The organism is Comamonas testosteroni (genome assembly GCF_030505195.1).
Classification (GTDB): Bacteria; Pseudomonadota; Gammaproteobacteria; order Burkholderiales; family Burkholderiaceae_C; genus Comamonas; species Comamonas testosteroni_G.
This window is the reverse complement of record NZ_CP129672.1, coordinates 2,278,444-2,302,617: the sequence shown is the minus strand read 5'-3', so window position 1 is coordinate 2,302,617 and position 24,174 is coordinate 2,278,444. Positions and strand designations below refer to the sequence as shown.

Below are 24,174 nucleotides of genomic sequence, written 5' to 3'. Positions count from 1 at the left end.
ACGGGCATGGCGCGAGCCCGTCATGGCTCGCAGCACCGTCACTGAAGGAGCCGACCATGAACGCACGTACTCCCACCAATCTGCTGCAGCCACAGGATGCGCTGCAGCACATCACCGAGCAGTGGGATCAGAGCATCGTCCCCGAGCTGACGAACTACATCACCATCCCTGCCAAGTCGCCCATGTTTGCCCCCGACTGGGAGCAGCAAGGCCATATCGCCACCGTACTGCGCAACGCTGCGGCCTGGGTGGAAGCGCAAAAAGTGGCCGGGCTGAAGCTGGAAGTGATTCAGCAGCCGGGGCGCACGCCGGTCATCTTCTTCGAGGTGGAAGGCACGGCCGAGAAAGCCTCGACCAGCCCCACGGTGCTGATGTACGGCCACCTCGACAAGCAGCCCGAGTTCGAAGGCTGGCGCAGCGATCTGGGCCCCTGGACGCCTAAATACGAGGACGGCAAGCTCTACGGCCGTGGCGGAGCCGACGACGGCTATGCGGTCTATGCCAGCGTGGCGGCGATTCAGGAGCTCAAGCGCCAGAACGTGCCTCACCCCCGCATCGTGGCCATCATCGAGACCTGCGAGGAAAGCGGCTCGGCCGATCTGCTGCCCTATGTGGATGCCTTGCGCCCGCGTCTGGGCGATGTGGGCCTGGTGATCTGTCTGGACAGCGGCGCCGGCAACTACGACCAGCTGTGGCTGACCACCAGCCTGCGCGGCATGGCCAGCGGCACGCTCAAGGTGCAGATCCTTACCGAGGGCGTGCACTCGGGCGATGCCTCGGGCGTGGTGCCCTCGTCCTTTCGCATCATGCGACAGGTGCTGGATCGTCTAGAGGACAGCAAGAACGGCCGCGTGCTGCCGCAGAGCTTTCACTGCGAGGTGCCGCTCGAGCGCATGGCGCAGATCCGCGCCACGGCAGACATCCTGGGCGAGGATGCCTATGCGCGCTTTCCCTGGGCGCATTACGACTGCGGCGGCTCGGCCCGTGTGTCCCTGCCCACGACTACCGATCCCGTCCAGGCTCTGGTGCGCCGCACCTGGGAGCCCACGCTGAGCGTGACCGGTGTGGAGGGCATGCCCAATCTGCAAAATGCCGGCAATGTGCTGCGCCCCTACACGGCCTTCAAGCTCAGCCTGCGCCTGCCGCCGCTGGTCGATGCCGCAGCCTGCGTGCAGGAGATGAAGGCTTTGCTGGAGGACAACGCGCCCTATGAGGCCAAGGTGACCTGGGAAGGCCTGTCCAGCTCCAGTGGCTGGAATGCGCCGGGCATGGACGGCTGGTTCGAGAATGCGCTCAATGCCGCCAGCCAGGCCCACTTCGGCGCCGGTTGCGGCTATATCGGCCAAGGCGGCACGATTCCGCTGATGAACATGCTGAGCAAGGGCTTTCCCAAGGCGCAGATGATGGTCTGCGGCGTGCTGGGCCCCAAGAGCAATGCCCACGGTCCCAACGAGTTCCTCCATGTGCCCTATGCCAAGAAGCTCACGGCTTCGGTGGCCGAGGTGATCGCCGCCATGGCCCGCCATCAGACGGAGCCGGCGCAGGCCTGACGTAAGCATCGAGAAGACAGCCGCTGGCGCTTGTACCCAAAGCGTCTGGTGCTATCTATCTTTGATAGCACCATGGCTGGTTTCCTTGGTTGGACCGGGGACTGCCACGGTTGACGTGCGCTGGTGCCGGCTGCATCCTGCAAACTCTTGTCAGACTGAAGAGATCGTGCATGACGCCCACCGATTCCAGTACCTATCCGTCCCGGCTGCTGCATATGGCCGCATCTGACGCCACCCAGCTTGCGCTGCGCGACTGGCCGCTGGCGCCGGGCGTCAAGCCCCGTGCCCAGGTGCTGCTGGTCCATGGTCTGGGCGAGCACAGCGGCCGCTATGCCGCGCTGGCCCGGCGGCTCAATGACTGGGGCTTTGCGGTGCGGGCCTATGACCAGTACGGTCACGGCCTCTCGGGCGGGCCCCAGGGCGGTCTGACCAGCGATATGCGCCTGCTCGACGATCTGGCGGTGGTGCTGGATGCCACGCGTGCAGCCATGCCCAAGCATCAGCCTCTGGTGCTGCTGGGCCATAGCCTGGGTGGGCTGGTTGCTGCAGATTTTGTCGCTTCGGGCCTGCGCCATGTGGACGGGCTGGTGCTGTCCTCTGCGGCGCTGGCCCTGCATCTGTCGGGTGTGCAAAAGGCGCTGGTGGCGAGCTTGCCCAGACTGCTGCCCAATCTGCGCGTGACCAATGGCCTGCAGTCTGCCCATCTCTCGCATGATCCCGAAGTGGCGCTGGCCTATGACGCCGATGCGCTGCAGCACCGGCGCATCAGCGCCCGGCTGGCGCGCTATATGGCCGAGGGCGGCCGCCATGTGCTGTCCAAGGCGCCGGCCTGGTGCGTGCCCACGCTGCTGCTATGGGCGGGCGATGACAAGCTGGTCAACCCGGCCGGCAGCGCCGCCTTTGCCGCCCAGGCGCCACGCGATCTGGTGCAGTCCCAGTGCTTTGAGACGGCCTATCACGAGATATTCAACGAGAGCCCTGAACTTGCCGCGCCGGTATTTGCGCGGCTCGAGCAGTGGCTGGACCAGTGCTTTCCTGCGGCTTGAAGATCACAGCAGGGGCGGCGGCTGCTTGCGGCCTTTTTCCACCGGGTTGGCACGCAGCTTTTCCGCAGGGTAGGGGCGCAGAAACTCCTTGGCCTTGTTCACCTTGGCATTGAGCCAGGCGTCATATGCACCTTCGTTGAGGATGGCGGGCATGGCCTTGTCGTTGCCGGGCTGGCCGTAGCGGTTCATCAGCGCATGGGCATTGGCATTGATGGTGATGAGGGCGTAGCTGACGATGACCTCGCCGTCCTCACCGACCCAGCGCGCCCAGACGCCGGCGGCGCCCATGGGCTGGTTGTCCACGCGGGTGATGCGGGTGGGCAGGGGCTTGCCGGGGCGCAGGTCGTCGACCTGAAAGGCCTGCATGGGCACGATGCAGCGCTGGCCAGCCAGCCAGGCATCGCGAAACGCCGTTCCCGTGGTCAGATTGTCTATTTTTGCGGTCACCAGCTTGAGCGCGCGCAGGCGGCCGTCAGACGCGGACTTGACCCAGTGCGGCACCAGGCCGAAGCTGGCGGGCACCAGTACTCGCTCCACTGGCAGCGCAGGTGCTCCTTCTTCGGGAGCTGCAAACGGTTGACCCAAAAGCGCTGCAGAGGATTCTGCAGCTGCATTGACGATGATGAGACCCATGCGACGCGGGGTCAGTACAGCCTCGGGCAGAGACTCGGGAGCCTCCACGCGAAAGTTCTGCAGATAAAACTCGGGCTTGGCCAGAGAAAGGTGACAGCTGCTCATTGATTTACTCCAGGGCCAGCAGGGACAGGGTGGCAACAGATGCTGTTTCGGCGCGCAGCACGCGGGAGCCGAGGCTGGCAGGTTTCCAGCCTTGCTCCAGGGCCCAGTCTTCTTCCTGGGCGGTCAGGCCCCCTTCGGGGCCATGCAACACCCAGACTGCCTGGGCATCGCCGGCGGCAGCGCGCAGCGGCTGATTGCCCTCGCGCAGCGACAGCACCAGACGCGCTGCATCGGCCGCAGGCGCCTGCTTGCTGCGCAGCCAGTCGGCCAGCGACAGTGGGGCATGAATCACGGGTACCTGGTTGCGCCCGCATTGCTCGCAGGCCGAGACGGCAATCGACTGCCAGCGCTCGATCTTCTTGTCCGCGCGGTCGCCCTTGAGCTTGAGCACGCTGCGAGCCGCCATCACGGGCTGGATGCTGGCAGCGCCCAGTTCGGTGGCTTTTTCCACCAGCCAGTCCATGCGCTCGTTGGCGGGCATGCCCACCACCAGATGCACGGCACGTGAGGCTTCGCGCTCGGCGGGGCTGTGGCTGTCCACGCGCACGCCTACATCGCTGCGGCCCATGCGGGTGATGGTTGCCTGGAACTCGCCTCCGGTAAAACCGTTGCCGGTCTGGCCCTCAAACAGGGTGATGACATCGCCGGGCTGGTGGCGCAGCACCTGCACATGGCGGGCGGCACCTGCAGGCAGGTCCAGTTCGTTGCCGATGTGTAGTGGGATAGGGCAGTGATAGCGCGGCATAGGGGAAATGGATATTTGTTACTTGCGGTTAGAGCTGCTTCGCAGCTTGTAAAACTGGCACCCTCTAACCTAGGGGCACCGCGCAAGGGCCGCCCCGCAGCGCTGGTGTCGTCCCCCTCCGCGAAGCAGAGAGGGGGAAGCCGCAAAGCGGCTCAGGGGGTATATCTACATTCTTCCGTAGGCGTAACCGACCTGCGTCTGGATACCCTCGATCTCGTCGATCAATTTGAGGAACGGACCCAGCGCGCGGTAGCGGTTGCAGGTGGAGCGGATGTAGTGGATGAAACGAGGCGCATCGGCCAGATACTTGGGCTTGCCGTCGCGCAGCGTCAGGCGCGCAAAGATACCCGCAACCTTGAGGTGGCGCTGCAGACCCATCCATTCAACCCCACGGTAGAACTCGCCGAAGTCATCACCCCAGCCGCTGGCGCTGTTGGCACCCACCAGGCCGGCCTTGCGGGCCTTTTCCCAGTAACGGATGGTGATGTCGATGATGAAGTCCTCTTCCCAACTGATGAAGGCATCTCGCAGCAGGCTGGCGATGTCATAGGTGATGGGGCCGTAGACGGCATCCTGGAAGTCCAGCACGCCCAGCGGCGCGCCGCTGGACACCGGTTGCATCAGGTTGCGCATCATGAAGTCACGGTGCACATAGACACTGGGGGCTTGCAGATTGTGGGCGACGATCTGATCGAAGGCCTTGCCGAGCAGGGCCTGCTGCTTGTCGTCCAGTGTGAACTGGCGGTGCTTGGCTATGTACCAGTCGGGGAACAGCTGCAGCTCGCGGCGCAGCAGGGCTTCGTCATAGAGAGGCAAGCTGCCGGTATTGCCGGCCTTGGAGGCCAACTGCCAGTCCAGCAGCACCTCGATGGCCGAGCGGTACCAGGCTTCGGCATCCTGGGGTTTTTCGGGGTGCAGAGCCTCGATGACGGTCTGGCCGCCCAGGTCGCTGAGCAGCATGAAGCCGTGGCCGGCGTCCCAGTCCAGAATCTGCGGTACGCACAGGCCGGCCTGGTTCATCAGGCCCTGAACCTTGGCAAAAGGCGCGCAATCTTCCTTGTCCGGCGGCGCGTCCATGACGATCAGGCTGTTGCCATCGCTGCGATCCAGGCGCAGATAGCGGCGAAAGCTCGCATCGGCCGAAGCGGGGCGCAGGGTTGCAGGAAGCAGCAGGTGCTTTTGAGCCAGCGGTGCCAGCCAGGCGTCGAATGCGGCGTGGCGGGCAGAATCTGCCCAGGCAACGCCAACTGTGGGGGTGATAGGAGCGGTCATGGATAATCGGATTTTACAAACCGATGCCGCCGCATCTGTGGACAGTGGTGCTAGGCTCTCGGTTTTCTGTTGACGTGTGCCTGGGCACGCGCGCTTTTGACGTTCAAGATCATCGTGCAATCCCCATCCCATCCGCGAGATTTCCTACCTGCCTGCCCTGCCCGTTCGACGCGTTCGGGAGCTGCGCGGCCGGTGATTCGTCCTCTGGCATGGGCTGTGGCACTGGCATGGGCGGGTGCTGGCATGCAGGCCTATGCCCAGTCGGCCGAGACGACAGCATCGTCCTCCTCCAGCGTTGCGGGCGAGTTGCCTGCGCTGCAACTCAAGTCCAGCAGTCTGTTGCAGGAGAGCTATCCTCAGGAAGTGCGCGACCAGCAGCCCACCTATATCAAGGGTGACAGCCTCTCCGGCCAGCCCGATCTCAAGGCCTCGGTCCATGGCGAGGCCGAGCTGCGCCGCGGCGACACCATGATCCGAGCGGACAAGCTCGACTATGCGGTTCCGGACGACAGGATCAACGCCGTGGGCTCGGTCCACATCAACCAGGCCGGCAATGTCTACGAGGGGGCGACGCTGGACCTGCAGATGGATGCCTTCAAGGGCCAGTTCGACAATGCCAACTATCGCTTTCTGGCCACGGGCGGCCATGGCGAGTCCTCGCGCGTGGACTTTATCGACAAGGATCGTTCGGTCGTCCATGACGCCACCTACACCACCTGCCAGCGTGATGACGAGGCCAGCTGGGAGCCGAGCTGGGTGCTCGAGGCCAAGACCATTCATCTGGACATGGCCGAAGAGGTGGGGGTGGCCGAGGGGGCGTCCTTGAAGTTCAAGGGCGTGACGGTCCTGCCCGTGCCGCGCATGAGCTTTCCGCTCTCGGACAAGCGCAAATCGGGCCTGCTGCCGCCCATGATAGGCATGGACAAGCTCGGCGGCATCGAGTACTCGCAGCCCTATTACTGGAATATCGCTCCCAATCGCGATATGACCATCACGCCCACGCTGATGACCAAGCGCGGCGTGAACCTGACGGGGCAGTTCCGCTATCTGGAGCCCAGCTACTCTGGTGAAACCTATGCCAGTTACATGCCGGGCGACAATCTGCGCAACCGGGATCGCTGGGGCTATTCCTGGCAGCATCGCACGACCATTGATACACCTGTCGGCGGTCTGGGGCTGAACCTCAATCTGAACCGCGTCAGCGACGGCGATTACTGGCGCGACTTCCGTCTGGCTCCCGTGGCCCTGCGCCAGCGCCTGCTGCCCAGTACGGCCAATCTGAGCTGGGCCAAGGGTGACGGGGTGCTGAGCCTCAATGTGCTGCGCTATCAAGTGCAGCAGGATGTGACTTCGCCGATTGCGCCGCCCTACAGCATGGTGCCGCAACTGCAGTACCGTTACACGCCGCTGGATCTGCCGCATGGGCTGGATTTCACCGTGGTTGCCGACACCACACGTTTCGAGCTGATTCGCCCCATCGCGGGCCAGGTGGGCAACAACGGTCAGCGCAGCTATGTTCAGGCACAGATGAGCCGGCCATTCCTGTCTCCCGGCGCCTTCATCACGCCCAAGCTGATGCTGCATACCTCCATGTATCAGACCGATCAGCTGATGAGCAACGGCAGCAAGAGCGCCAACCGGACCTTGCCCACCTTCAGCCTGGACAGCGGCCTGATCTTCGAGCGCGATACCTCCTGGTTCGGCAAGAATCTGCTGCAGACCTTCGAGCCCCGGGCCTTCTACACCTATACGCCTTATCGCGACCAGAGCATGCTGCCGCTCTATGACACAGGACGCAGCGACTTCAACTTCGCGAGTATTTTTTCCGAGAACGACTATGTCGGCCAGGACCGCATTGCCGACAACCACTTGATGACCCTGGGCGCGACTTCGCGCTTCATCGACCCCGAAAGCGGTGCCGAGAAGCTCAAGTTCGCCGTGGCCCAGCGCGTGCGCCTGTCCGATCAGCGCGTGCTGCTGCCCGGAGAGGTGGCCGCCACCAGCAAGCTTTCCGATATTTTGCTGGGCGCGGCCTTCAACTGGACCGACAAGTGGTCGCTGGAAGGCACGACCCAGTACAACAAGGACTTGAACCGCACGGTCCGTACCACGGCCACGGCGCGTTACAGCCCAGGCAACTATCGCACCTTCAACATCGGCTACCGCACGCAGCTGGATACGGTCACCAAGAAGCCCTCCAGCGAGCTGGTGGATGTGGGCTGGCAATGGCCCATCAATGACCTCTGGGGTGACAAGGGCAAGGATCTGGGCGCCGGTCGCGGTCAGGGCGGCGGCCGCTGGTACGCCGTGGGCCGCCTCAACTACTCCATCAAGGACAACAAGCTGGTGGATACCGTGGTCGGCCTGGAGTACGACGGTTGCTGCTGGATTGGCCGTGTGGTGCTGGAGCGTCTGCAAAGCTCGGTCGTCCAGTCCAATCTGCGTCTGCTGTTCCAGATGGAGTTCGTGGGCTTCTCGCGACTGAGCTTTGGTGCCGACCCCACCTCCAGTCTCAAGCAGAATGTGCCGCGTTACCAATATTTGCGTGAGGCGGTGACTCCGCCCAGCCGCTTTACCAATTACGATTAATCAAGGCTTTTTCATGCGTTTTTTCTCCAAGACATCCAATGCATGTGCTGTTGCCGTGGCACTGGCTGTAATGGCTGCCGGTGTGCAGGCCCAGGGCCTGAAGAGTCCCGGCAGCAAGGCCAAGGCTGTCAATGACCCCTCCATCTCGCGCGCATTGGAGGCTACGGCCCAGCCCTCGGGGCGCCAGGCTCCAGCAGCCACACAGGGTGTTCGCTCGGCTGACTACATCGTGGCCGTGGTCAATTCGGAGCCCATCACCAATAACGAAGTGCGTGCGCGCATGGAGCGCGTGGCGCAGAACGTGACCGAGCAGGGCGGTCAGCTACCCTCCCAGAGCGAGCTGGCCCGCCAGGTTCTGGAGCGCCTGATTCTCGAGCGCGTGCAGCTGCAGGAAGCCAAGGACACGGGCATCAACGTTGACAACATGACGGTCGATCAGGCCGTGGCCAATGTGGCGCGCCAGAACAATACCGACAAGGCCGGTCTGCTGTCGCGCCTGAAGGCCGAAGGGCTTTCCGAAGCGCAGTTCCGTTCGGAGATCCGCAACCAGATGCTGATGCAGCGTGTGCGCGAGCGTGATGTGGATGGCCGCGTCAAGGTCACGGAAGCGGACATCGATCGCTATCTCAAGGAGCAGAAGCGCCCCGGCGATGCGGCCGCTGGTTCGGCAGCCAATCTGGGCCATATCCTGATCACCGTGCCGGAAAACGCCAGCCCTGCCGTGGTGGCGGAGCGCGAAGCCAAGGCCAAGCAGGCGGCAGAAGCGGCGCGCAAGAACCCCGACTTCATCGCTGCCGTGCGTGAGTTCTCGGATGTGCCCAATGGCCAGGGTGGCGGCGCCATGGGCATGCGCCCCATGAGCGATTACCCCGAGCTGTTTTCTCAGCAGGTGGGCAATGCGGCAGTAGGTGCCGTCGTCGGTCCGTTTCGTTCGGGCGCTGGTTTCCACGTGCTCAAGGTGCTGGAAAAATCTCAGGCAGGAGCACCTGTATACATCACGCAGAACCACGCACGCCATATTCTGCTGACCGTAGGCAATGGCATGACCGAAGCCCAGGCTGCCAAGCGTCTGGAGGACTACAAGCGTCGTGTTGAATCCGGTCAGGCCACCTTCGAGCAACTGGCGCAGGAGTTCTCCAAGGACGGCAGCGCGCGCAATGGCGGTGATCTGGGCTGGTCTTCGCCCGGCCAGTTCGTGCCCGAGTTCGAACGCGTGCTCGACAACCTGCAGCCGGGCCAGATCAGCAACCCCGTGGTGTCGCGTTTCGGCGTGCACCTGATCCAGCTGATCGAGCGCCGCCAGGAAAAGCTCACCGAGCGCGAGCAGCGCGAAATGGTGCGCAACGTCGTGCGCGAGCGCAAGGCCGAGCAGGACTACGAAACCTGGCTCAAGGAACTGCGCGGCAAGGCCTTTGTGGAATACCGCGAGCCACCCCAATAAGTCCATTCAATCCGCTTGAAGTGCCCGGTAATGTCATCATTGCGCACCGGGCATCGGAGCTCCCCCCCATTCCAAGCGGTGCCCTGGCACCGCTTTCGCATTCATGAAACATATTCCCCGCAAGCGCTTTGGTCAGAACTTTCTGACCGACGGCGCCATCATCGACAACATCGTCCAGGCCATCGATCCCAAGGCGGGCGAACCCATGGTCGAGATCGGCCCCGGTCTGATGGCGCTGTCGCAGCCCCTGGTCGAGCGCCTGGGCAAGCTCACCGTGATCGAGCTGGACCGCGACCTGGCGGCCCGTCTGCGTCTGCGCGACGATCTCGACGTGGTCGAGTCCGATGTGCTCAAGGTGGACTTCCGTGCGCTGGCCGCACGTCTGGGCGCGGCCAAGCTGCGCGTGGTCGGCAACCTGCCCTACAACATCTCCAGCCCCATTCTTTTCCATCTGCTGGAGCAGGTGGATGTGGTGCAGGATCAGCACTTCATGCTGCAAAAGGAAGTCATCGACCGCATGGTGGCCGATGCCGGCACCTCGGCCTACGGCCGCCTGTCGGTGATGCTGCAGTGGCGCTACGCCATGGAAGATGTGCTGTTCGTGCCGCCGGGCAGCTTCAATCCGCCTCCCAAGGTTGACAGCGCCGTGGTGCGCATGATTCCGCGCGAGCAGCCTGCGGATCTCGATCCCAAGCTGCTGGAAGAGCTGGTGCAGGTCGCTTTCAGCCAGCGCCGCAAGATCTTGCGCAACACCCTGGGCAAGTGGCTGGAAGCCAAGGGCTTTGCCGGCGAGTTCGATCTGCAGCGCCGCGCGGAAGAAGTGCCGGTCGCCGAATTCGAAGCCCTGGCGGCACAGCTTTCCTGAATTGAGATAAAAATGCTTCAATCGCTTGCTGGGTAAGCGATTGAAGCTACTGATTTGATATTTCAGTCAGTGGCCTGCAGCGCATCGCCCAGTACGTTGATTAGTCGCTCGATCTCGGCCTGCTCGCTGATGAAGGGCGGTGCCAGTTGAATCGTGTCGCCGCCGTAGCGCACATAAAAGCCGGCCTCCCAGCATTTCATGGCGATCTCGTAAGGGCGCCTGGCGGGCTCGCCAGGCAGGGGCGCAATCGTGATGCCTGCCGCCAGGCCGATATTGCGGATGTCCAGCACATGCCTGGCGCCCCTGAGGCTGTGCACGGCCTGCTCGAAGAAGGGGGCCAGCGTGCGCACTCGGCCCGGGCCGTCTTCGCGCTCCAGCAGATCCAGCGCTGCAATGCCTGCCGCGCAGGCCACGGGATGGGCCGAATAGGTATAGCCGTGGGCAAATTCCAGCATGTACTGAGGCCCGCCAGCCGCCATGAACTGGTCATAGATGGCAGGCGAGACCACGCAGGCTCCCAGCGGCTGGGCGCCATTGCTGACCTGCTTGGCGATATTCATGATGTCCGGCGTCACGCCAAAGGCCTCAGCCGCCGTCATCGCCCCGAGGCGGCCAAAGCCCGTGATGACCTCGTCGAAGATCAGCAGGATGTCGTGCTGGGTGCAGATCTCGCGCAAACGCTGCAGATAGCCGGCGGGCGGAATCACCACCCCGCCCGAGCCCGACATGGGCTCCACGATCACGGCCGCGATATTGCTGGCGTCATGCAGGGCGATCAGATCGAGCAGCCGGTCTGCCAGGGCGCGTCCGTCGGTCTGGGGCTGGCCCTTGAAGAACGAACCGGGTGGCGGCTGGGTGTGCGGCAGATGGTCGGCTTCAATCCCCTGGCCGAACATCTTGCGGTTGCCCCCCATGCCGCCTACCGAGATGCCGCCGAAGTTCACGCCGTGATAGCCCTTTTCGCGCCCGATCAGCCGGGTCTTGGTGCCCTGGCCCCTGGCGCGCCAGTAGGCGCGCGCCATCTTCAGCGAGGTGTCGGCCGCTTCCGATCCCGAGCCGGTGAAGAACACATGTTCAAGCCCCTGGGGCATCAGCGCCACGATGCGGTTGGCAAGCTCGAACGAGGCAGGGTGGCCGAACTGGAAGGCGGGAGAGTAGTCGAGTTGCAGCGCGGCTTGGCCAATGGCCTCGGCAATCTCGCGGCGGCCATGGCCCAGCCCCGAGCACCACAGGCCCGAGAGGCCGTCGAAAATGCGCCGGCCATCGGCGTCGTTGTAGTAGGCCCCCTGTGCGCCGGTGATGATGCGGGGCCTGGCCTTGAAGTTGCGATTGCCGGTAAACGGCATCCAGTGGGCGCTCAGCCATTGCTCGTCGTGGCGGTTGAGGTCTGCGGATGTCTGGCGGTCTGCAAGCTGCATGGGAACTCCTTGGATTCCCGGCCATTGTTGGCCTTGAGCCCGGTTTGGCAAATAGCCGCAAACCCATGGGCGCGAGGCCGCATTTGCATGCTCTGCATAACTTATCCACAGGATTTTCTGGTGTTGGAGGGCGGGGTTCGGATGGTTTTCAGTTGCAAGTTATCAGAAAATCAGATGGGGCCTAGGATATTCAAGATTTATCGAAGACTTACCCAAAGGCTTGTGCACATGATTTCTACAGGTCATTGAGGTGGCCGTTGAGGTGACCGTTGCAGTCGCCCAGCGTGGCCAGTGACTGCAGCAGCCACTGCGCAAAAGTGGTGGGGTGGTCGGCGTTCATAGGCGGCTCTCAGGCGCTCAGCGCTTGTCCCGCAAGCGCTTGCTGTTCACGTTTCTTCAGGCGGCGCTCCCAGACTTTTTCATGGAAGAAGAAGGCAAAGGCCTGAACCGTGGGCTCCAGCAGGCTCAGCGTCAGCGAGGCAATCAGATTGCCGGTCACGGCATAGGCGACGCAGGCGGCCACGGTGATGTGGATCACGTAGTAACTGGCAGTCTTGGTCAGCGTGAGCTGGTTCTGGCGCAATGTCTTGATCAAGCGTGTCATCTGTTTCTCCCTGAGCGATGAATGAATGGTAGGGAGGGTGGCGATGAATTTCCAATTGAGAATCATTACCATTGCGATAGTGCCTACGGGCTGCTGCGAGATGAGCGGCTTGCTAAGCTGTGTGCTGGGGTTTGATTGAAATTGGCTGTCAGCCATTGACTGATAAGCGCTGACAGCTATTGATTTGAGAGTTTTTGATGCCGGAGTCGATGCCAATCCAGCTGCGCGCGCTGGGCGTGGATGATGTGGATGCCCTGCTGCGCATACAGGAGCATTGCTATGGCGCGGACTTTGCCGAGTCGCGCGAGGTGTTTGTGCGCCGTTTGCGCACCGCCGGGCATTGTTCCTGGGCGGCCGAGCAAGGGGGCGAACTGGTGGCCTATCTGGCCGCCTACTGGTCGCGCCCCGGGGCCATCACGCCGCTCAACGGCGACTTTGCCGACTATGACGACGCCAGCGTGCTCTATCTGCACGATATGGCCGTGTCCGAGGCTGCCGCCGGCCAGGGCCTGGCGGGGCGCATGGTCCAGGCCCTGAAGGCCCAGGCCAGAGCGCGCGGCGTGCAGCGCACGGCACTGGTTTCGGTGCAGGGCTCACGGCTTTACTGGGAGCGTCAAGGCTATGCGGTCCAGTCCGTGACAAATGCTGTGCAACAACAACATTTGGACAGTTATGGCGAGGGCGCGCTCTATATGGTGGGATTTATCTGACACATCGTCGGGTTGGGGCAAGGATAATGCCGGCCATGCCCAATCGCTGGAAACCCAATGTGACTGTCTCGGCCATCATCGAACGCGATGGCCGTTTTTTGCTGGTGGAAGAACAAACGGCGGATGGACTGCGTCTGAACACGCCGGCCGGTCATCTCGACCCCTCCGAAAGCCCTGTCGATGCCTGTGTGCGCGAAGTCATGGAAGAGACGGCCTACAGCTTCACGCCCACGGCCCTGGTCGGCATCTACATGAACCGCTTTGTGCGCACGCGCACGGGCTCGGACATCACCTATCTGCGCTTTGCCTTCACGGGCGATCTGGGCATGCACCATGCCCAGCGCCATCTGGACGATGGCATCGTGCGCAGCGTCTGGCTCTCTCTCGACGAGCTCAAGGCCACCGAGCATCTGCACCGCAGCCCCATCGTGCTGGAGTCGGTGGGCGATTATCTGGCCGGCCAGCGCTATGACATAGGCCTCATCCATGCCGATGCCAGCATCTACAAGGTGCCGCAGCTGACGCGCCCGGTACCTGAAGAGGCCGGTGCCACGCTGGACGATGTGCTGGTGCAGATTCACTGATTGCGGCATGCATTTGTAGTGACTGGCATACAGGCCGGGGCTGTGCACAATGCCCTGTATGTCTGTAGCCAGCCTGATCCGACTCATGACACTGTCCGCCCTCTGGGGCGGCAGTTTTTTATTCATGCGCGTGGCCGTACCCCATCTGGGGGCTGTGCCCACGGCCTTGGGACGCGGCCTGTTTTCGGCGCTGGGCCTTGGCGCGGCGTTGTTTGCCATGGGTTTCCGGCCCAGGCTGGGACGCTATCTTTGGCCCTTGCTGGGGCTGGGGGCCATCAATTCCGGCATCCCCTTTCTCATGTACGCGCTGGCGGCCCAGGTGCTGCCATCGGGCTATAGCGCCATCTTCAATGCCGCCACGCCGCTGGTGGCTACCGTGGTGGGGGCGCTGGTGTTTGCCGAGGCGATCACGCCCGCGCGCGTGGCTGCCGTGGTGCTGGGGATTGGCGGCGTGGCCGTGCTGGCACAGGCCGGGCCGCTGGATCTCAGCACCGCCGTGCTGGGCGGCATGGCGGCCTGTTTTGTTGCCACGGTCTGCTATGCGTTTTCCAGCTATCTGACGCTCAGGCTTGTGGGTGCCGATGCGAGCGTGGACACGCGCGCTGCCGTTTTCATCAGCCAGCTCGGTGCATTGATGGTGCTGACGCCGGCGCTGCTCATCGACATCGCGCTGGAGCCCGGCATGCTCGCCAGGCTGCAGGCCGCGCCGCTGCTGGCATGGGGCAATGTGGCGCTGCTGGGCCTGTTGAGCACGGCGCTGGCCTATGTGCTGTACTTCAGGCTGATTGCCGACGAGGGCCCGCACAAGGCGCTGACCGTGACCTTCATCGTGCCCGTGTTTGCCGTGCTCTGGGGCTGGGTCCTGCTCGACGAGACCTTGACCGTTGCACATGCCATGGGGGGCGGGCTGATTGCGCTGTCGCTCTGGCTGGTGCTGCGCCCCAAGGCGGATTGAGCCAGCGTGAGTGGCCTTCTTTTACCAGGCGGCGGGCAGGCGCAGCTGCAAAAGCTCCAGAAAGGACTGCGCCGCATGCGGCAGCGTGCGGCCGGCCAGGGTCTGCACCTCGATATCGCGCAGATCCATGCCGCGGTCGCTGAGCGCCACGGCCACGAGCGCGCCTGTGGCCACCATGTCGCGGGCGGCGATTTCGCTGGCCACGGCAACCGCCGTGCCCTGGGCCGCAAAGTTCAGCAGCGTCTTGCCGTGATTGCTCTCCAGGGCCGGAGCCAGCATCAGCCCCTGGCGGCTGCAGGCTGCGTCCAGCAACTGGCGCACGGCCGTGCTGGGCGGCGTCAGTGCCAGCGGATAGCGCACCAGCCTGGCCAGTGCCACGCTGCGCTCTTGTGCCAGCTCATGGCTGGATGCCACCAGCGCCAGCACGGGCGCGGCCACGCGGCAGGCGACGGCGATGCCGGGCTCCGGGGCCCGGCTGAAACACAGGCCTATGTCGGCGATGCCGGTGCGCACGGCCCCGGAAACCTCGTGCGTGGGAAGCACCGCCACCTCGAAGACGATGCCGCTGTGCTCGCGCTGGAAGGCCGCGCACAGGCGCGGCAGGAATTCGCTGGCGAAGGCATCGGAGCTGGCAATGCGCACCTTGCCGCTGCGCAGGCCTTGCAGGGCCTTGATCTCGTCCAGAGCGCGCTCCGCGTCCAGCCCCGCGCGGCGCGCATGATCGGCCAGGATCTCGCCGGCGGCGTTGAGCACCATGCCGCGTGGGTGGCGCTCGAACAGCGGCGTCCCCAGCCGCGCCTCCAGCGCCGCGATCTGGCGGCTGATGGCCGAGGCCGCCACATGCAGCCTTGCCGAGGCCTCGCTCAGCGAGCCGCATTGCGCGACTTCGTGGAAGTAGCGCAGCGCGGTGTCTTGGAGCAGCAAATGGCGGGACTCGGGCATGGCAGGCGGTGGCGGTAGAGGGCCATTGTGCCCGGTTTGCTGTTTTGGCAACGATGGCTTGCAAATTTGCCGATAGCGGCAAATGCCCCGGTTTTCTAAGATCTCCCGTTCGATGGTCGCCAGGCAGCGGCCAGCCCTCCATTTCTGCGGGAGTTGCCATGCGGGCACGGTTTACTGTTTCAACGACGCGTCGCCAGTGGCTCCAAGCCGCTGCGGCCGTGGCCGGCGGCTTGCTGGTCTTGCCGGCCCTGGCCCAGGGCGAGGCCGCCTGGCCCAGCCGACCGGTGCGCGTGATCGTGCCGTTTCCGGCCAGCGGCGCTACCGATCTGGTGGCACGCGTGATCGCGCAGCGCGTATCGCAGGAGCTGGGCCAGCAGCTAGTCATCGACAACCGGCCCGGCGCTGGCGGCACCATAGGCACGGCCGAGGCTGCCAAGGCGGCGGCCGACGGCTACACGCTGCTGTTCACCACCAGCAGCACGCATGCCATCTCGCCGCATCTGATGCCCAGGCTGGCCTACAAGGCAGACAAGGACTTCAGCCCCATCGCGCATACGGCGGACGCGGCCAGCGTGCTGCTGGTCACGCCCTCGCTGCCGGTCAAGAGCGTTCAGGAGCTGATCGCCTATGCCAAGGCCAACCCCGGCAAGCTCAACTACGCCACCAGCGGCAATGGCACCATCGTGCACCTGAACACCGCCGCCTTTGCTGCGCAGGCCGGCCTACAGCTCGCCCATGTGCCCTACAAGGGCACGGCCCAGTCGATCACCGATCTGGCGGCAGGCCAGGTGCACCTGCTGTTCGACTCCATCCCCACGGGCATGCCCCATGTGGCCAGTGGCCGCTTGCGCGCCCTGGCTGTGACCGGCGACAGGCGCAGCACGCTGGCTCCGAATCTGCCCACGGTGGCCGAATCGGGCCTGCCGGGCTATTCCTCGGTCACCTGGTTCGGCCTCTACGGCCCGGCCGGCATGAAGCCCGAGCTGGTCGGCCGGATCAACCAGGCCTTCAACCGCGCCATCCAGAATCCCGAGGTGATCGCCAGCCTGGCCAAGCAGGGCGTGGAGCCCGCCAAGCCGCAGACCCCCGCGCAGTTTGCCGCCATGGTGCAGGCCGACAGCGCGCGCTGGGCCAAGGTCATCCGGGACAACCACATTACTTTGGAATAAAACACCCCCTGGGTCGCTTCGCCTGGGCGGCCCCGCGCCTTCCCCCTCAGAGGGGGAGCAGGCCCTCGCTGCAGGGCGGCCCTTGCTCAGCGTGCGCCGTTGGAGGTGCCAGCCTTATGCGCGGCGCCCATGAATCACTGATCGGACTTAGATATATGACCAACCTTGTCAAGGACTGGACGCTTCCCTATGCCTCACACCGCTCGCCGGTGCTGGGGCGCAATGTGGTCAGCACTTCGCAGCCGCTGGCCGCGCAGGCCGGCCTGTCCATGCTGCTGGCCGGCGGCAACGCCGTGGATGCGGCGCTGGCCGCAGCGATGACGCTCACGGTGGTCGAGCCCACGGGCTGCGGCATTGGCAGCGACGGCTTTGCCATCGTCTGGGACGGCAAGGAGCTGCATGGCCTCAACGCCTCGGGCCGCTCGCCTGCGGGCTGGACGCCCGACTACTTTGCCCGCCTCGGCGGCATACCCGAGAAGGGCTGGAATGCCGTGACCGTGCCCGGTGCAGTGTCGGCCTGGGTGGCGCTGTCCAAGCGCTTCGGCAAGCTGCCCTTCGCGCAGGTGGCCCAGCCCGCCATAGCCTATGCGCGCCACGGTTTCGCGGTCTCGCCCACGATTGCCACGCTGTGGGAGCTGGGCGGCCAAAAGCTGGGCGACCAGCCCGGCTTTGCTGAGTGCTTTCTGCCTGGTGGCCGCGCTCCCCGGGCCGGAGAAGTGTTCAGGAGCGAAGCTCATGCGCGCACGCTGGAGGAGATCGCCGAGACCCTGGGCGAGTCCTTTTACCGTGGCGCGCTGGCCAGGAAGATGGTCGAGCATGCGCGGGCCTGCGGCGGCGTGATGAGCGAGCAAGACCTGGCCGCGCACCAGGCCGACTGGGTGGGAACGGTGTCGCAGAAGTTCGGCGATTCGGTGATCCACGAGATTCCGCCCAACGGTCAGGGCATTGCCGCGCTGATGGCGCTGGGCATGCTCGATGAGCTGGGTGTGGGTGGTGATGCGATCGGCGCGCAGCCGCTGGACGGCGTGGACAGCGTGCACCTGCAGATCGAGGCCATGAAGCTGGCCTTTGCCGACCTGCACCAGTACAACGCCGACCTGGAGCATATGCGTGTCACCCCCGCCCAGCTGCTGGAGCGCGACTACCTGCGTGAACGCGCCCGTCTCATAGACCCGAAGCGGGCCGGTGCCCCGGGCTGCGGCGCGCCCCGGCCCGGCGGCACGGTCTACCTGGCGGCGGCCGATGCCAGCGGCATGATGGTCTCCTTCATCCAGTCCAACTACATGGGCTTTGGCTCGGGCGTGGTTGTGCCGGGCACGGGCATCAGCCTGCAGAACCGCGGCCACGGCTTTACCACCGAGGCCGGTCATGCCAACCAGGTCGGCCCGCGCAAGCGTCCCTCGCACACCATCATTCCGGCCTTTGCCATGCATGCCGATGGCACGCCGCAAATGGCGTTCGGCGTCATGGGCGGACCCATGCAGAGCCAGGGCCATCTGCAGATGGCCCTGCGCGTGCTGCGCTACGGCCAGAACCCGCAGGCTGCGGCCGATGCACCGCGCTGGCGCGTGACCGGCGGCAAGGGCGTGGCCGTGGAACCGTCCTTCGATACCGCCGTGGTTGAACAGCTGCGCGCACGCGGCCATGAGGTCAGCGTCGAGGCCGGCCACGGCGTGTTCGCCTTTGGCGGCGCCCAGCTGGTGCTGCGTGACGGCGAGCACTACATTGCGGGTTCCGATCCGCGCAAGGATGGGTGCGCGGTGGGGTATTGAGGTCCCCCCTGAGCGGCTGCGCCGCTTCCCCCGGAGGGGGACGACACCTTCGGTGCGGGGCGGCCCTTCCTCGGTGTCTCTGGCTTGGGGCGCGCCGGTTTTAAGCTTGGCGCGTTGTCACAAAAGCGGTGCGTTCTGCGTCTAAGGCTTGGTGCCTGTCACACTGGGTGGCTGGCCCCAAGCCTATTTGCAGGAGACATCACGTGAGCCCCACTTCCCACGCTGCGCCGTCCGCCGATGCGGGACTGCAGGATTTCGAGCGCCATCGCCCGCGCCTGTTCGGGCTGGCCTATCGCATGCTGGGCCAGCGGGCCGAGGCTGAGGATCTGGTGCAGGATGTCTGGCTGCGCTGGCAGGACAGCGAGCGCGCCGCCATTGTCCAGCCCGAGGCCTGGCTGGTGACCACGGCCACGCGGCTGGCCATAGACCGGCTGCGGCGCCTGCGTGTGGAGCGCGAGCACTATGCGGGTTTCTGGCTGCCCGAGCCGCTGGTCCAGCCCTGGACCGAGGCCGCTCCCTCGGCCGAGGAGCTACTGGAGCAGGCACACGATGTCTCCACGGCGCTGCTGTTCGTGCTGGAGCAGCTGACGCCCGAGGAGCGCGCGGCCTTTTTGCTGCGTGAGGTCTTCGATGCCGACTATGCCGAAGTGGCCCAGGCGCTGGGCCGCAGCGAGGCCGCCTGTCGCCAGCTGGTGCACCGCGCGCGAGCCCATGTGAAGGCGGGACGGCCGCGCTTCGAGGCGCCGGCACAGGCCCATGCCGAGCTGCTGCGCCGCTTTGCCCAGGCTGCGCGGGGCGGCGATCTGGCGCAGATCCAGGCGCTCTTCGCGCCCGACGCCGCGCTGATCAGCGACGGCGGCGGCAAGGTGGCATCCTTTGGCCGCGTGCTGGAGACCGGGCGCCGTCTGGCGCTGCTGTATTTCGCCACGGCTCGGCGTCTGCGCCGCGACGGCCAGGAGCAGACCCTGCATCTGGCGCGGGTCAACGGCCTGCCGGGGCTGGTGCGCTGCGTGGACGGCCAGGTGGAGTCGGTGCAGACGTTGCTGGTCGAGGACGGACTGATCCGGCGCATCTACACGCTGCGCAATCCAGACAAGCTGACCCGCGTGCTGGTGCCAGCGGCCTGATGGGCGACGGCTGTCGGTGAATGTGAAGAAGGCGAATAAAACAATAGCTGCTAGCGCAATTCAATCAACAGACTTAGATAGTTTTATTGCTGAGTTTGTTTTTCGATAAGCGCTAGAAGCTATGTTTATTGATAGACCGGCGATGGATGGCAGCACTTGTCACAAACCGCGCTGCTGCCGCGTCTAAGAGGTATGGGCCGGCCACAGGGGCGGGCCTGCAATGTCCCTCAAGGAGTATTCACATGGCCGACATCGCCAACCCTATCGCCATCCCCACGCCGCGCCTGGACTTCCGTGCGCTGGCCCCCGAGCTCTACAAGGCGCAGGCCGGCCTCAACGCCCAGATCGCGCGCTCCAGCCTCGGTGTGCAACTGCTGGAGCTGGTCTATCTGCGCGTCTCGCAGATCAACGGCTGCGCCTTCTGCGTGGACATGCATGTGCGCGAGCTGTTGTCGCGCGGCGAGGACCTGCAGCGCATCAACAGCGTGGTGGTCTGGCGCGAGGTGGATTTGTTCGAGATGCGCGAGCGCGCCGCGCTGAACTGGGCCGAGCGCTGCACCCAGCTGAGCCAGGCCCATCCCGGACAGCAGGACTTCGAGGCCCTGCGCCCCTACTTCAGCGAGCGTGAAATCGTGGAGCTCAGCTACGCCATCGGCTGCATCAATGTCTGGAACCGTCTGTGCGTGGGCTTTGCGGCGCCGGTGGAGAAAAAACCTATCGCCGCCTGAGCCGCTGCGCGGCCGGCGAGGCCCTTGCTCGCCGCCTTGACCTGGATTGCGTCCAACTCATGCCTTATGCATCGGCGCGAGCGGGGTCGTGCTCTCAGTTCTGGGTGATCTTGCGTTCCTTGACCACCTTGCCCCATTGCTCGTATTCCTTCTTCATGAAGGCTGCGAACTCGGTGCGGGTCGTGGGCTGGGGTGTCAGGCCGTGGACCTTGAGCGCCTCGGCCACGCCGGGGTCCTTGAGCACCTTGACGATCTCCAGGTTCCAGCGGTCCAGCACAGGCGTGGGGGTCTTGCCGGGAGCGACGAAGGCATACCAGTTCAGCGCCTCGAAGCCGGGGAAGCCCGCTTCGGCCACGGTGGGGATATTGGGCATGTAGGCGGGGCGCGTCAGGCCCGTGGTGGCCAGCGGAATCAGCTTGCCGGTCTCGATGTGCGGCAGGGCCGTCGGGGGCGCGGCGAAGTAGGAAGTGACGCGCTCGCCCAGCAGGTCCTGCAGGGCCGGTGCGCCGCCCTTGTAGGGCACATGCACCATCTCCACACCGGCGCGCTGGTTGAACAGCTCGCCCGCCAGGTGGGAGGCCGAGCCTGCGCCGGTGGATGCATAGTCCACGCTGCCGGGGCTCTTCTTGGCCTTGGCCACGAACTCGGCCAGGGTCTTCACACCCGCGCCCTTGTGCACCACCAGCACATTGGGGAAGTTCACGCCGCCCGAGATGGGCGCCAGATCGCTGAAGGGGTTGTAGCCCACCTTCATGATGTGGGGCGCAATCGTCAGCGGTCCGATGGAGCCGAACAGCAGCACCGAGCCGTCGGCAGGGGCCTTGGCCACGAACTGGTGGGCGATATTGCCGCCCGCGCCGCCCTTGTTGTCCACCACCACGGTCTGGCCGATGTTCTCGCCCAGCTTCTTGGCAATCATGCGCGCCGCCGCATCAGCGGCTCCACCAGCGGCAAAGCCCACGACCAGGGTCACGGGCTTGTTGGGCAGCCAGTCGGGGGCGGCCTGCGCCGCCGAGCCCAGGCTCAGCAGGCAGGCGGCCACGGCCGTGGCACGCAGGAAATGGCGTTTGTTCATCATGGGATGTCTCCTTGGTCGGAAAGGAATGCCGGTATCCCGGCTGATTTTTTTGAAAGCAGGCACGGCGGGCGTGCCTGTCATGGGGCTTTGCTCAATCAGCACCCAGGCCGATGGGGCTGGGCTCGCGCTTTTCGGTGTTGTGGCGCAGCAGCGCAGCCGTACGGAACACGCCGTGGGCAAACTTGCCGTAGGGCAGGGTGGCAAACAGAGCGATCACGGCGCCCAGGTGCAGGCACAGCAGCAGAGCCAGCGCCGGCGTGGTGCGGCCCAGCCATAGCGCAAGACCGCTGGCGGCCACCAGGAACAGCAGGGCGATGAAGCCGAGGTCCATGGGCTTTTGCTTGGCGTCGCCATGCAGCGGATGGCGGGCGCGGTTCAGCATCCAGAGGCCGGCCGTGCCGATCATCAGGCTCACGCCGCCCAGTGCGCCCAGAATCTTGGGCAGGCTGGGCAGCTCGTAAGGCGCGGGCAGATCGAAGACATAGTGATAGACCGTGGCCAGGCCCGTGGCCGCAAAGCACAGCATGAAGCCGTAGAAGGTCAGGTGGTGGAAGCGGCGGCGCTTGAGCGTGTACGCGTCGTCCTCGTTGTGGCAGCCGTCGCCATGGCCGCCGTCCAGGTATTTCAGGCGCAGCACGTCGTGCGCGGCTTCGGCAGCGGCCGGGCCGCTGACATCCACATGGCTGGTGGCAGGCTTCACATCCTTCCAGAAGCGGCGCACGCCCATGAACAGCGCGAACACCACGAACAGAAACACGGGTGCGAAGATGCCGACCAGCAGATTGTGCGGGAACAGGTTGTAGAAGTTGTTGCCCAGATTGCTGCTCCACAGCTGGCCAATGCCGCCTTGCGCCGCGACGGCCAGCGCCAAAAACAGGAAGAGGCCGGCGACCAGTGCCAGGGACAGGGTCAGGCCGTTCTTCTGGTAGAGCTTGCCCATGGCGGGCGGCCAGGCATAGTCGGCATAGGTCTGGCCGCGCACCTCGGCCATGGCCTTGGGGATGTTGATGCCGAATTCGTGCGGCGGAGCGTACTGGCAGGCATGCAGGCAGGCGCCGCAGTTGTGGCAGAGATTGGCCAGGTAATGCACATCGGCCTTGCCGAACTCCAGACGGCGCGTCATGGCCGGGAACACGGCGCAAAAACCTTCGCAGTAGCGGCAGGCATTGCAGATCTGCATCACGCGCGCAACTTCGTCTTCGGCAGTGGTTTCCGTCGGTGCAGGAATGATGGGGATGACCTTGCCGGTGGCCAGGGTCTGGGCTTCCTTGCCCAGTTCTTGCAGGGATTGGATGCTCATTTAGACCTCGTCTTGAACTGCGCCACGGATAGCGGCTTTGCCAGCGGCAGCCAGCGCAGCATTGCGTCCGGCAATGCGGCCAAAGGCCGTGCCGATCGACATGCCCACACCGGCGGTGTAGCCCTTGCCCAGCACATTGCCGGCCATCATTTCTCCGGCCACAAACAGGTTCTGGCTGGGTTGGTCGTTGAAGCGCACGGCGGCCGTGTCGTCCACCTTCAGGCCCAGGTAGGTGAAGGTCACGCCGGGGCGCAGTGCGTAGCCGTAGTAAGGGCCGGTATCGAGCGGGCGCGCCCAGTGCGTCTTGGCCGGAGCCAGGCCTTCGGTGTGGCAGTCGTCCAGCGCGGTATGGTCGAAGTGCCCGACCTTGCAGCTGCGGTTGTAGGCATCGAGCGTGGCCATGAAGGTGTCCACGTCCAGACCCAGCTTCTGCGCCAGCTCGGGCAGGGAGTCGGCCTTCACGCCAGGGAACACCGGCGGCATGAAGCGGCCTATGGCCTTGCTGTCGATGATGGAGTAGGCCGTCTGGCCGGGCTGCTGGGCCACCAGACGGCCCCAGATCGCATAGCGCTTGGGCCAGAAGTCCTCGCCCTCGTCATAAAAGCGCTGGGCATCGCGGTTCACCACCACGCCCAGCGAGACGCAGTCGATGCGCGTGCAGATGCCGCCGTCGTACAGCGGGGCGCGGGCATCGATGGCCACCATATGCGCCTGCGTGGGATCGCCCAGGCCGTCGGCCTGCTGCTCTTGCAGCATGTGCTTGAGCAGCACGCCCTGGTTGAAGGCCGTGCCGCGGATGATGAAGTTGTCGGCCGGCCATTCGCCGCGCTCGTTCTGACCCCAGGCCTCGCGCAGCCATTCGCGGTTGGACTCGAAACCGCCGGCCGCCAGCACGCAGCTTTTGGCTGTGATGCGCTGGCTTCCGTCCTTGGTTTTGACCCAGGCAGCCTGGAACCGGCCGTTCTCGATTTCGAGCTTGTCCACGGGCGACTCGTAGCGGATTTCCACGCCCAGCTTTTCAGCGCTGCGGAAATAGGCATTCACCAGCGCCTTGCCGCCGCCCATGAAGAAGGCATTGGTGCGCGCCACATGCAGCGCGCCCGACAGCGGTGGCTGAAAGTGCACGCCATGCCTGCGCATCCAGTTGCGGCAGGTCGAGGAGGCGCGGATCACCATGCGCGCCAGATGCTCGTTGGTGATGCCGCCCGTGACCTTGAGCAGGTCCTGCCAGTATTCTTCTTCGGGATATGCCTCGACCAGCACGTCCTGGGGGGCGTCGTGCATGCAGCGCAGATTGCGGGTGTGGCCGGAGTTGCCGCCGCGCCAGGCGCGCGGAGCGGATTCAAGCAGCAGCACGCGGCTGCCGGCTTCGCGCGCCATCAGTGCGGCGCACAGGGCGGCATTGCCACCACCGATGACGAGTACATCGGTGTCAAAGGCTTCAGTTTTCATGATGGGCTGCCACGGGGCGATGCCTGCAGCGGTTCAACGTGGGTGGATGTCCTCTGCCATCCCCGCGCCGGAGCGCGGTTGACAGGGTC

General features: G+C 64.8%; 21 protein-coding genes. 12 read left to right on the top strand and 9 right to left on the bottom strand.

Features of this window, described 5'->3' with window-relative positions; all coding sequences use genetic code 11:
- Positions 1-56 precede the first annotated feature (56 nt).
- Both QYQ99_RS10510 and QYQ99_RS10505 read left to right on the top strand, forming a co-directional pair.
- On the top strand, positions 57-1,550 hold the full coding sequence (locus tag QYQ99_RS10510; protein ID WP_302092578.1) for a M20 family metallopeptidase: 1,494 nt from the start codon (positions 57-59) through the stop codon (positions 1,548-1,550).
- Positions 1,551-1,720: 170 nt separating this feature from the next.
- On the top strand, positions 1,721-2,596 hold the full coding sequence (locus QYQ99_RS10505; RefSeq protein ID WP_302092577.1) for an alpha/beta hydrolase: 876 nt from the start codon (positions 1,721-1,723) through the stop codon (positions 2,594-2,596).
- 3 nt (positions 2,597-2,599) lie between these two features.
- On the opposite strand, the gene QYQ99_RS10500 is transcribed toward QYQ99_RS10505, so the two are convergent.
- The 3 genes from QYQ99_RS10500 to QYQ99_RS10490 all read right to left on the bottom strand — a co-directional run bounded on the left by QYQ99_RS10500 (position 2,600) and on the right by QYQ99_RS10490 (position 5,351).
- The gene (locus QYQ99_RS10500; RefSeq protein WP_302092576.1) at positions 2,600-3,334 is read right to left on the bottom strand and encodes an SOS response-associated peptidase; all 735 of its coding nucleotides are present in this window, start codon (positions 3,332-3,334) and stop codon (positions 2,600-2,602) included.
- A 4-nt stretch (positions 3,335-3,338) separates the two neighbouring features.
- Positions 3,339-4,079: a 16S rRNA (uracil(1498)-N(3))-methyltransferase gene (locus tag QYQ99_RS10495; RefSeq protein WP_302092575.1), complete on the bottom strand. Its 741-nt coding sequence runs from the start codon at positions 4,077-4,079 to the stop codon at positions 3,339-3,341.
- A gap of 165 nt (positions 4,080-4,244) precedes the next feature.
- Positions 4,245-5,351: an aminoglycoside phosphotransferase family protein gene (locus QYQ99_RS10490; RefSeq protein WP_302092574.1), complete on the bottom strand. Its 1,107-nt coding sequence runs from the start codon at positions 5,349-5,351 to the stop codon at positions 4,245-4,247.
- Positions 5,352-5,543: 192 nt separating this feature from the next.
- Here QYQ99_RS10490 and QYQ99_RS10485 point away from each other — a divergent pair, with 192 nt between their 5' ends.
- From QYQ99_RS10485 to rsmA, 3 genes are all read left to right on the top strand, one after another.
- Positions 5,544-7,940 carry an LPS-assembly protein LptD gene (locus tag QYQ99_RS10485; RefSeq protein ID WP_437439068.1) on the top strand — a complete coding sequence of 799 codons (2,397 nt, stop codon included), beginning with the start codon at positions 5,544-5,546 and terminating at the stop codon, positions 7,938-7,940.
- A gap of 13 nt (positions 7,941-7,953) precedes the next feature.
- Entirely contained in the window at positions 7,954-9,381 is a 1,428-nt protein-coding gene (locus QYQ99_RS10480; RefSeq protein ID WP_302092573.1) for a peptidylprolyl isomerase, read from the top strand.
- A 103-nt stretch (positions 9,382-9,484) separates the two neighbouring features.
- Complete coding sequence (gene rsmA, locus QYQ99_RS10475) at positions 9,485-10,246, top strand: 16S rRNA (adenine(1518)-N(6)/adenine(1519)-N(6))-dimethyltransferase RsmA (RefSeq protein ID WP_302092572.1); 762 nt, start codon at positions 9,485-9,487, stop codon at positions 10,244-10,246.
- Between the two features lie 62 nt (positions 10,247-10,308).
- Here the strand turns inward: rsmA and QYQ99_RS10470 are convergent, their stop codons facing one another.
- Both QYQ99_RS10470 and QYQ99_RS10465 read right to left on the bottom strand, forming a co-directional pair.
- The gene (locus tag QYQ99_RS10470; RefSeq protein ID WP_302092571.1) at positions 10,309-11,664 is read right to left on the bottom strand and encodes an aspartate aminotransferase family protein; all 1,356 of its coding nucleotides are present in this window, start codon (positions 11,662-11,664) and stop codon (positions 10,309-10,311) included.
- 349 nt (positions 11,665-12,013) lie between these two features.
- Positions 12,014-12,268 (bottom strand): DUF2061 domain-containing protein, encoded by a 255-nt coding sequence (locus tag QYQ99_RS10465; protein WP_003066898.1) that lies wholly within the window; start codon positions 12,266-12,268, stop codon positions 12,014-12,016.
- A 197-nt stretch (positions 12,269-12,465) separates the two neighbouring features.
- On the opposite strand from QYQ99_RS10465, the gene QYQ99_RS10460 reads away from it, so the two are divergent.
- The 3 genes from QYQ99_RS10460 to QYQ99_RS10450 are packed head-to-tail and all read left to right on the top strand — an operon-like array spanning position 12,466 to position 14,517.
- The gene (locus tag QYQ99_RS10460; RefSeq protein WP_302092570.1) at positions 12,466-12,978 is read left to right on the top strand and encodes a GNAT family N-acetyltransferase; all 513 of its coding nucleotides are present in this window, start codon (positions 12,466-12,468) and stop codon (positions 12,976-12,978) included.
- Between the two features lie 26 nt (positions 12,979-13,004).
- The gene (locus QYQ99_RS10455; protein WP_003066904.1) at positions 13,005-13,562 is read left to right on the top strand and encodes an NUDIX hydrolase; all 558 of its coding nucleotides are present in this window, start codon (positions 13,005-13,007) and stop codon (positions 13,560-13,562) included.
- Positions 13,563-13,620: 58 nt separating this feature from the next.
- Entirely contained in the window at positions 13,621-14,517 is an 897-nt protein-coding gene (locus QYQ99_RS10450; protein ID WP_302092569.1) for a DMT family transporter, read from the top strand.
- A 21-nt stretch (positions 14,518-14,538) separates the two neighbouring features.
- On the opposite strand, the gene QYQ99_RS10445 is transcribed toward QYQ99_RS10450, so the two are convergent.
- Positions 14,539-15,459 (bottom strand): LysR family transcriptional regulator, encoded by a 921-nt coding sequence (locus QYQ99_RS10445; protein WP_302092568.1) that lies wholly within the window; start codon positions 15,457-15,459, stop codon positions 14,539-14,541.
- Between the two features lie 158 nt (positions 15,460-15,617).
- Between QYQ99_RS10445 and QYQ99_RS10440 the strand changes: the two genes are divergently transcribed.
- The 4 genes from QYQ99_RS10440 to QYQ99_RS10425 all read left to right on the top strand — a co-directional run bounded on the left by QYQ99_RS10440 (position 15,618) and on the right by QYQ99_RS10425 (position 20,255).
- A complete protein-coding gene (locus QYQ99_RS10440; RefSeq protein WP_302092567.1) occupies positions 15,618-16,628 on the top strand; it encodes a Bug family tripartite tricarboxylate transporter substrate binding protein in 1,011 nt (336 codons plus the stop codon).
- A 155-nt stretch (positions 16,629-16,783) separates the two neighbouring features.
- The gene (locus QYQ99_RS10435; RefSeq protein ID WP_302092566.1) at positions 16,784-18,400 is read left to right on the top strand and encodes a gamma-glutamyltransferase family protein; all 1,617 of its coding nucleotides are present in this window, start codon (positions 16,784-16,786) and stop codon (positions 18,398-18,400) included.
- 203 nt (positions 18,401-18,603) lie between these two features.
- Complete coding sequence (locus QYQ99_RS10430; protein WP_302092565.1) at positions 18,604-19,527, top strand: RNA polymerase sigma-70 factor; 924 nt, start codon at positions 18,604-18,606, stop codon at positions 19,525-19,527.
- 242 nt (positions 19,528-19,769) lie between these two features.
- A complete protein-coding gene (locus QYQ99_RS10425; RefSeq protein WP_302092564.1) occupies positions 19,770-20,255 on the top strand; it encodes a carboxymuconolactone decarboxylase family protein in 486 nt (161 codons plus the stop codon).
- A 94-nt stretch (positions 20,256-20,349) separates the two neighbouring features.
- Here the strand turns inward: QYQ99_RS10425 and QYQ99_RS10420 are convergent, their stop codons facing one another.
- From QYQ99_RS10420 to tcuA, 3 genes are all read right to left on the bottom strand, one after another.
- Positions 20,350-21,333 (bottom strand): Bug family tripartite tricarboxylate transporter substrate binding protein, encoded by a 984-nt coding sequence (locus QYQ99_RS10420; protein WP_302092563.1) that lies wholly within the window; start codon positions 21,331-21,333, stop codon positions 20,350-20,352.
- 91 nt (positions 21,334-21,424) lie between these two features.
- Positions 21,425-22,633, bottom strand: a complete 1,209-nt coding sequence (gene tcuB / locus QYQ99_RS10415) for a tricarballylate utilization 4Fe-4S protein TcuB (RefSeq protein WP_302092562.1) — start codon at positions 22,631-22,633, stop codon at positions 21,425-21,427.
- Entirely contained in the window at positions 22,634-24,085 is a 1,452-nt protein-coding gene (tcuA, locus tag QYQ99_RS10410) for an FAD-dependent tricarballylate dehydrogenase TcuA (protein WP_302092561.1), read from the bottom strand.
- Positions 24,086-24,174 lie beyond the last annotated feature (89 nt).

Coding starts and splice junctions, on each gene's coding strand:
- QYQ99_RS10510 (WP_302092578.1), top strand. CDS start 57: ATGAACGCACGTACTCCCACCAATCTGCTGCAGCCACAGGATGCGCTG.
- QYQ99_RS10505 (WP_302092577.1), top strand. CDS start 1,721: ATGACGCCCACCGATTCCAGTACCTATCCGTCCCGGCTGCTGCATATG.
- QYQ99_RS10500 (WP_302092576.1), bottom strand. CDS start 3,334: ATGAGCAGCTGTCACCTTTCTCTGGCCAAGCCCGAGTTTTATCTGCAG.
- QYQ99_RS10495 (WP_302092575.1), bottom strand. CDS start 4,079: ATGCCGCGCTATCACTGCCCTATCCCACTACACATCGGCAACGAACTG.
- QYQ99_RS10490 (WP_302092574.1), bottom strand. CDS start 5,351: ATGACCGCTCCTATCACCCCCACAGTTGGCGTTGCCTGGGCAGATTCT.
- QYQ99_RS10480 (WP_302092573.1), top strand. CDS start 7,954: ATGCGTTTTTTCTCCAAGACATCCAATGCATGTGCTGTTGCCGTGGCA.
- rsmA (WP_302092572.1), top strand. CDS start 9,485: ATGAAACATATTCCCCGCAAGCGCTTTGGTCAGAACTTTCTGACCGAC.
- QYQ99_RS10470 (WP_302092571.1), bottom strand. CDS start 11,664: ATGCAGCTTGCAGACCGCCAGACATCCGCAGACCTCAACCGCCACGAC.
- QYQ99_RS10465 (WP_003066898.1), bottom strand. CDS start 12,268: ATGACACGCTTGATCAAGACATTGCGCCAGAACCAGCTCACGCTGACC.
- QYQ99_RS10460 (WP_302092570.1), top strand. CDS start 12,466: ATGCCGGAGTCGATGCCAATCCAGCTGCGCGCGCTGGGCGTGGATGAT.
- QYQ99_RS10455 (WP_003066904.1), top strand. CDS start 13,005: ATGCCGGCCATGCCCAATCGCTGGAAACCCAATGTGACTGTCTCGGCC.
- QYQ99_RS10450 (WP_302092569.1), top strand. CDS start 13,621: ATGTCTGTAGCCAGCCTGATCCGACTCATGACACTGTCCGCCCTCTGG.
- QYQ99_RS10445 (WP_302092568.1), bottom strand. CDS start 15,459: ATGCCCGAGTCCCGCCATTTGCTGCTCCAAGACACCGCGCTGCGCTAC.
- QYQ99_RS10440 (WP_302092567.1), top strand. CDS start 15,618: ATGCGGGCACGGTTTACTGTTTCAACGACGCGTCGCCAGTGGCTCCAA.
- QYQ99_RS10435 (WP_302092566.1), top strand. CDS start 16,784: ATGACCAACCTTGTCAAGGACTGGACGCTTCCCTATGCCTCACACCGC.
- QYQ99_RS10425 (WP_302092564.1), top strand. CDS start 19,770: ATGGCCGACATCGCCAACCCTATCGCCATCCCCACGCCGCGCCTGGAC.
- QYQ99_RS10420 (WP_302092563.1), bottom strand. CDS start 21,333: ATGATGAACAAACGCCATTTCCTGCGTGCCACGGCCGTGGCCGCCTGC.
- tcuB (WP_302092562.1), bottom strand. CDS start 22,633: ATGAGCATCCAATCCCTGCAAGAACTGGGCAAGGAAGCCCAGACCCTG.
- tcuA (WP_302092561.1), bottom strand. CDS start 24,085: ATGAAAACTGAAGCCTTTGACACCGATGTACTCGTCATCGGTGGTGGC.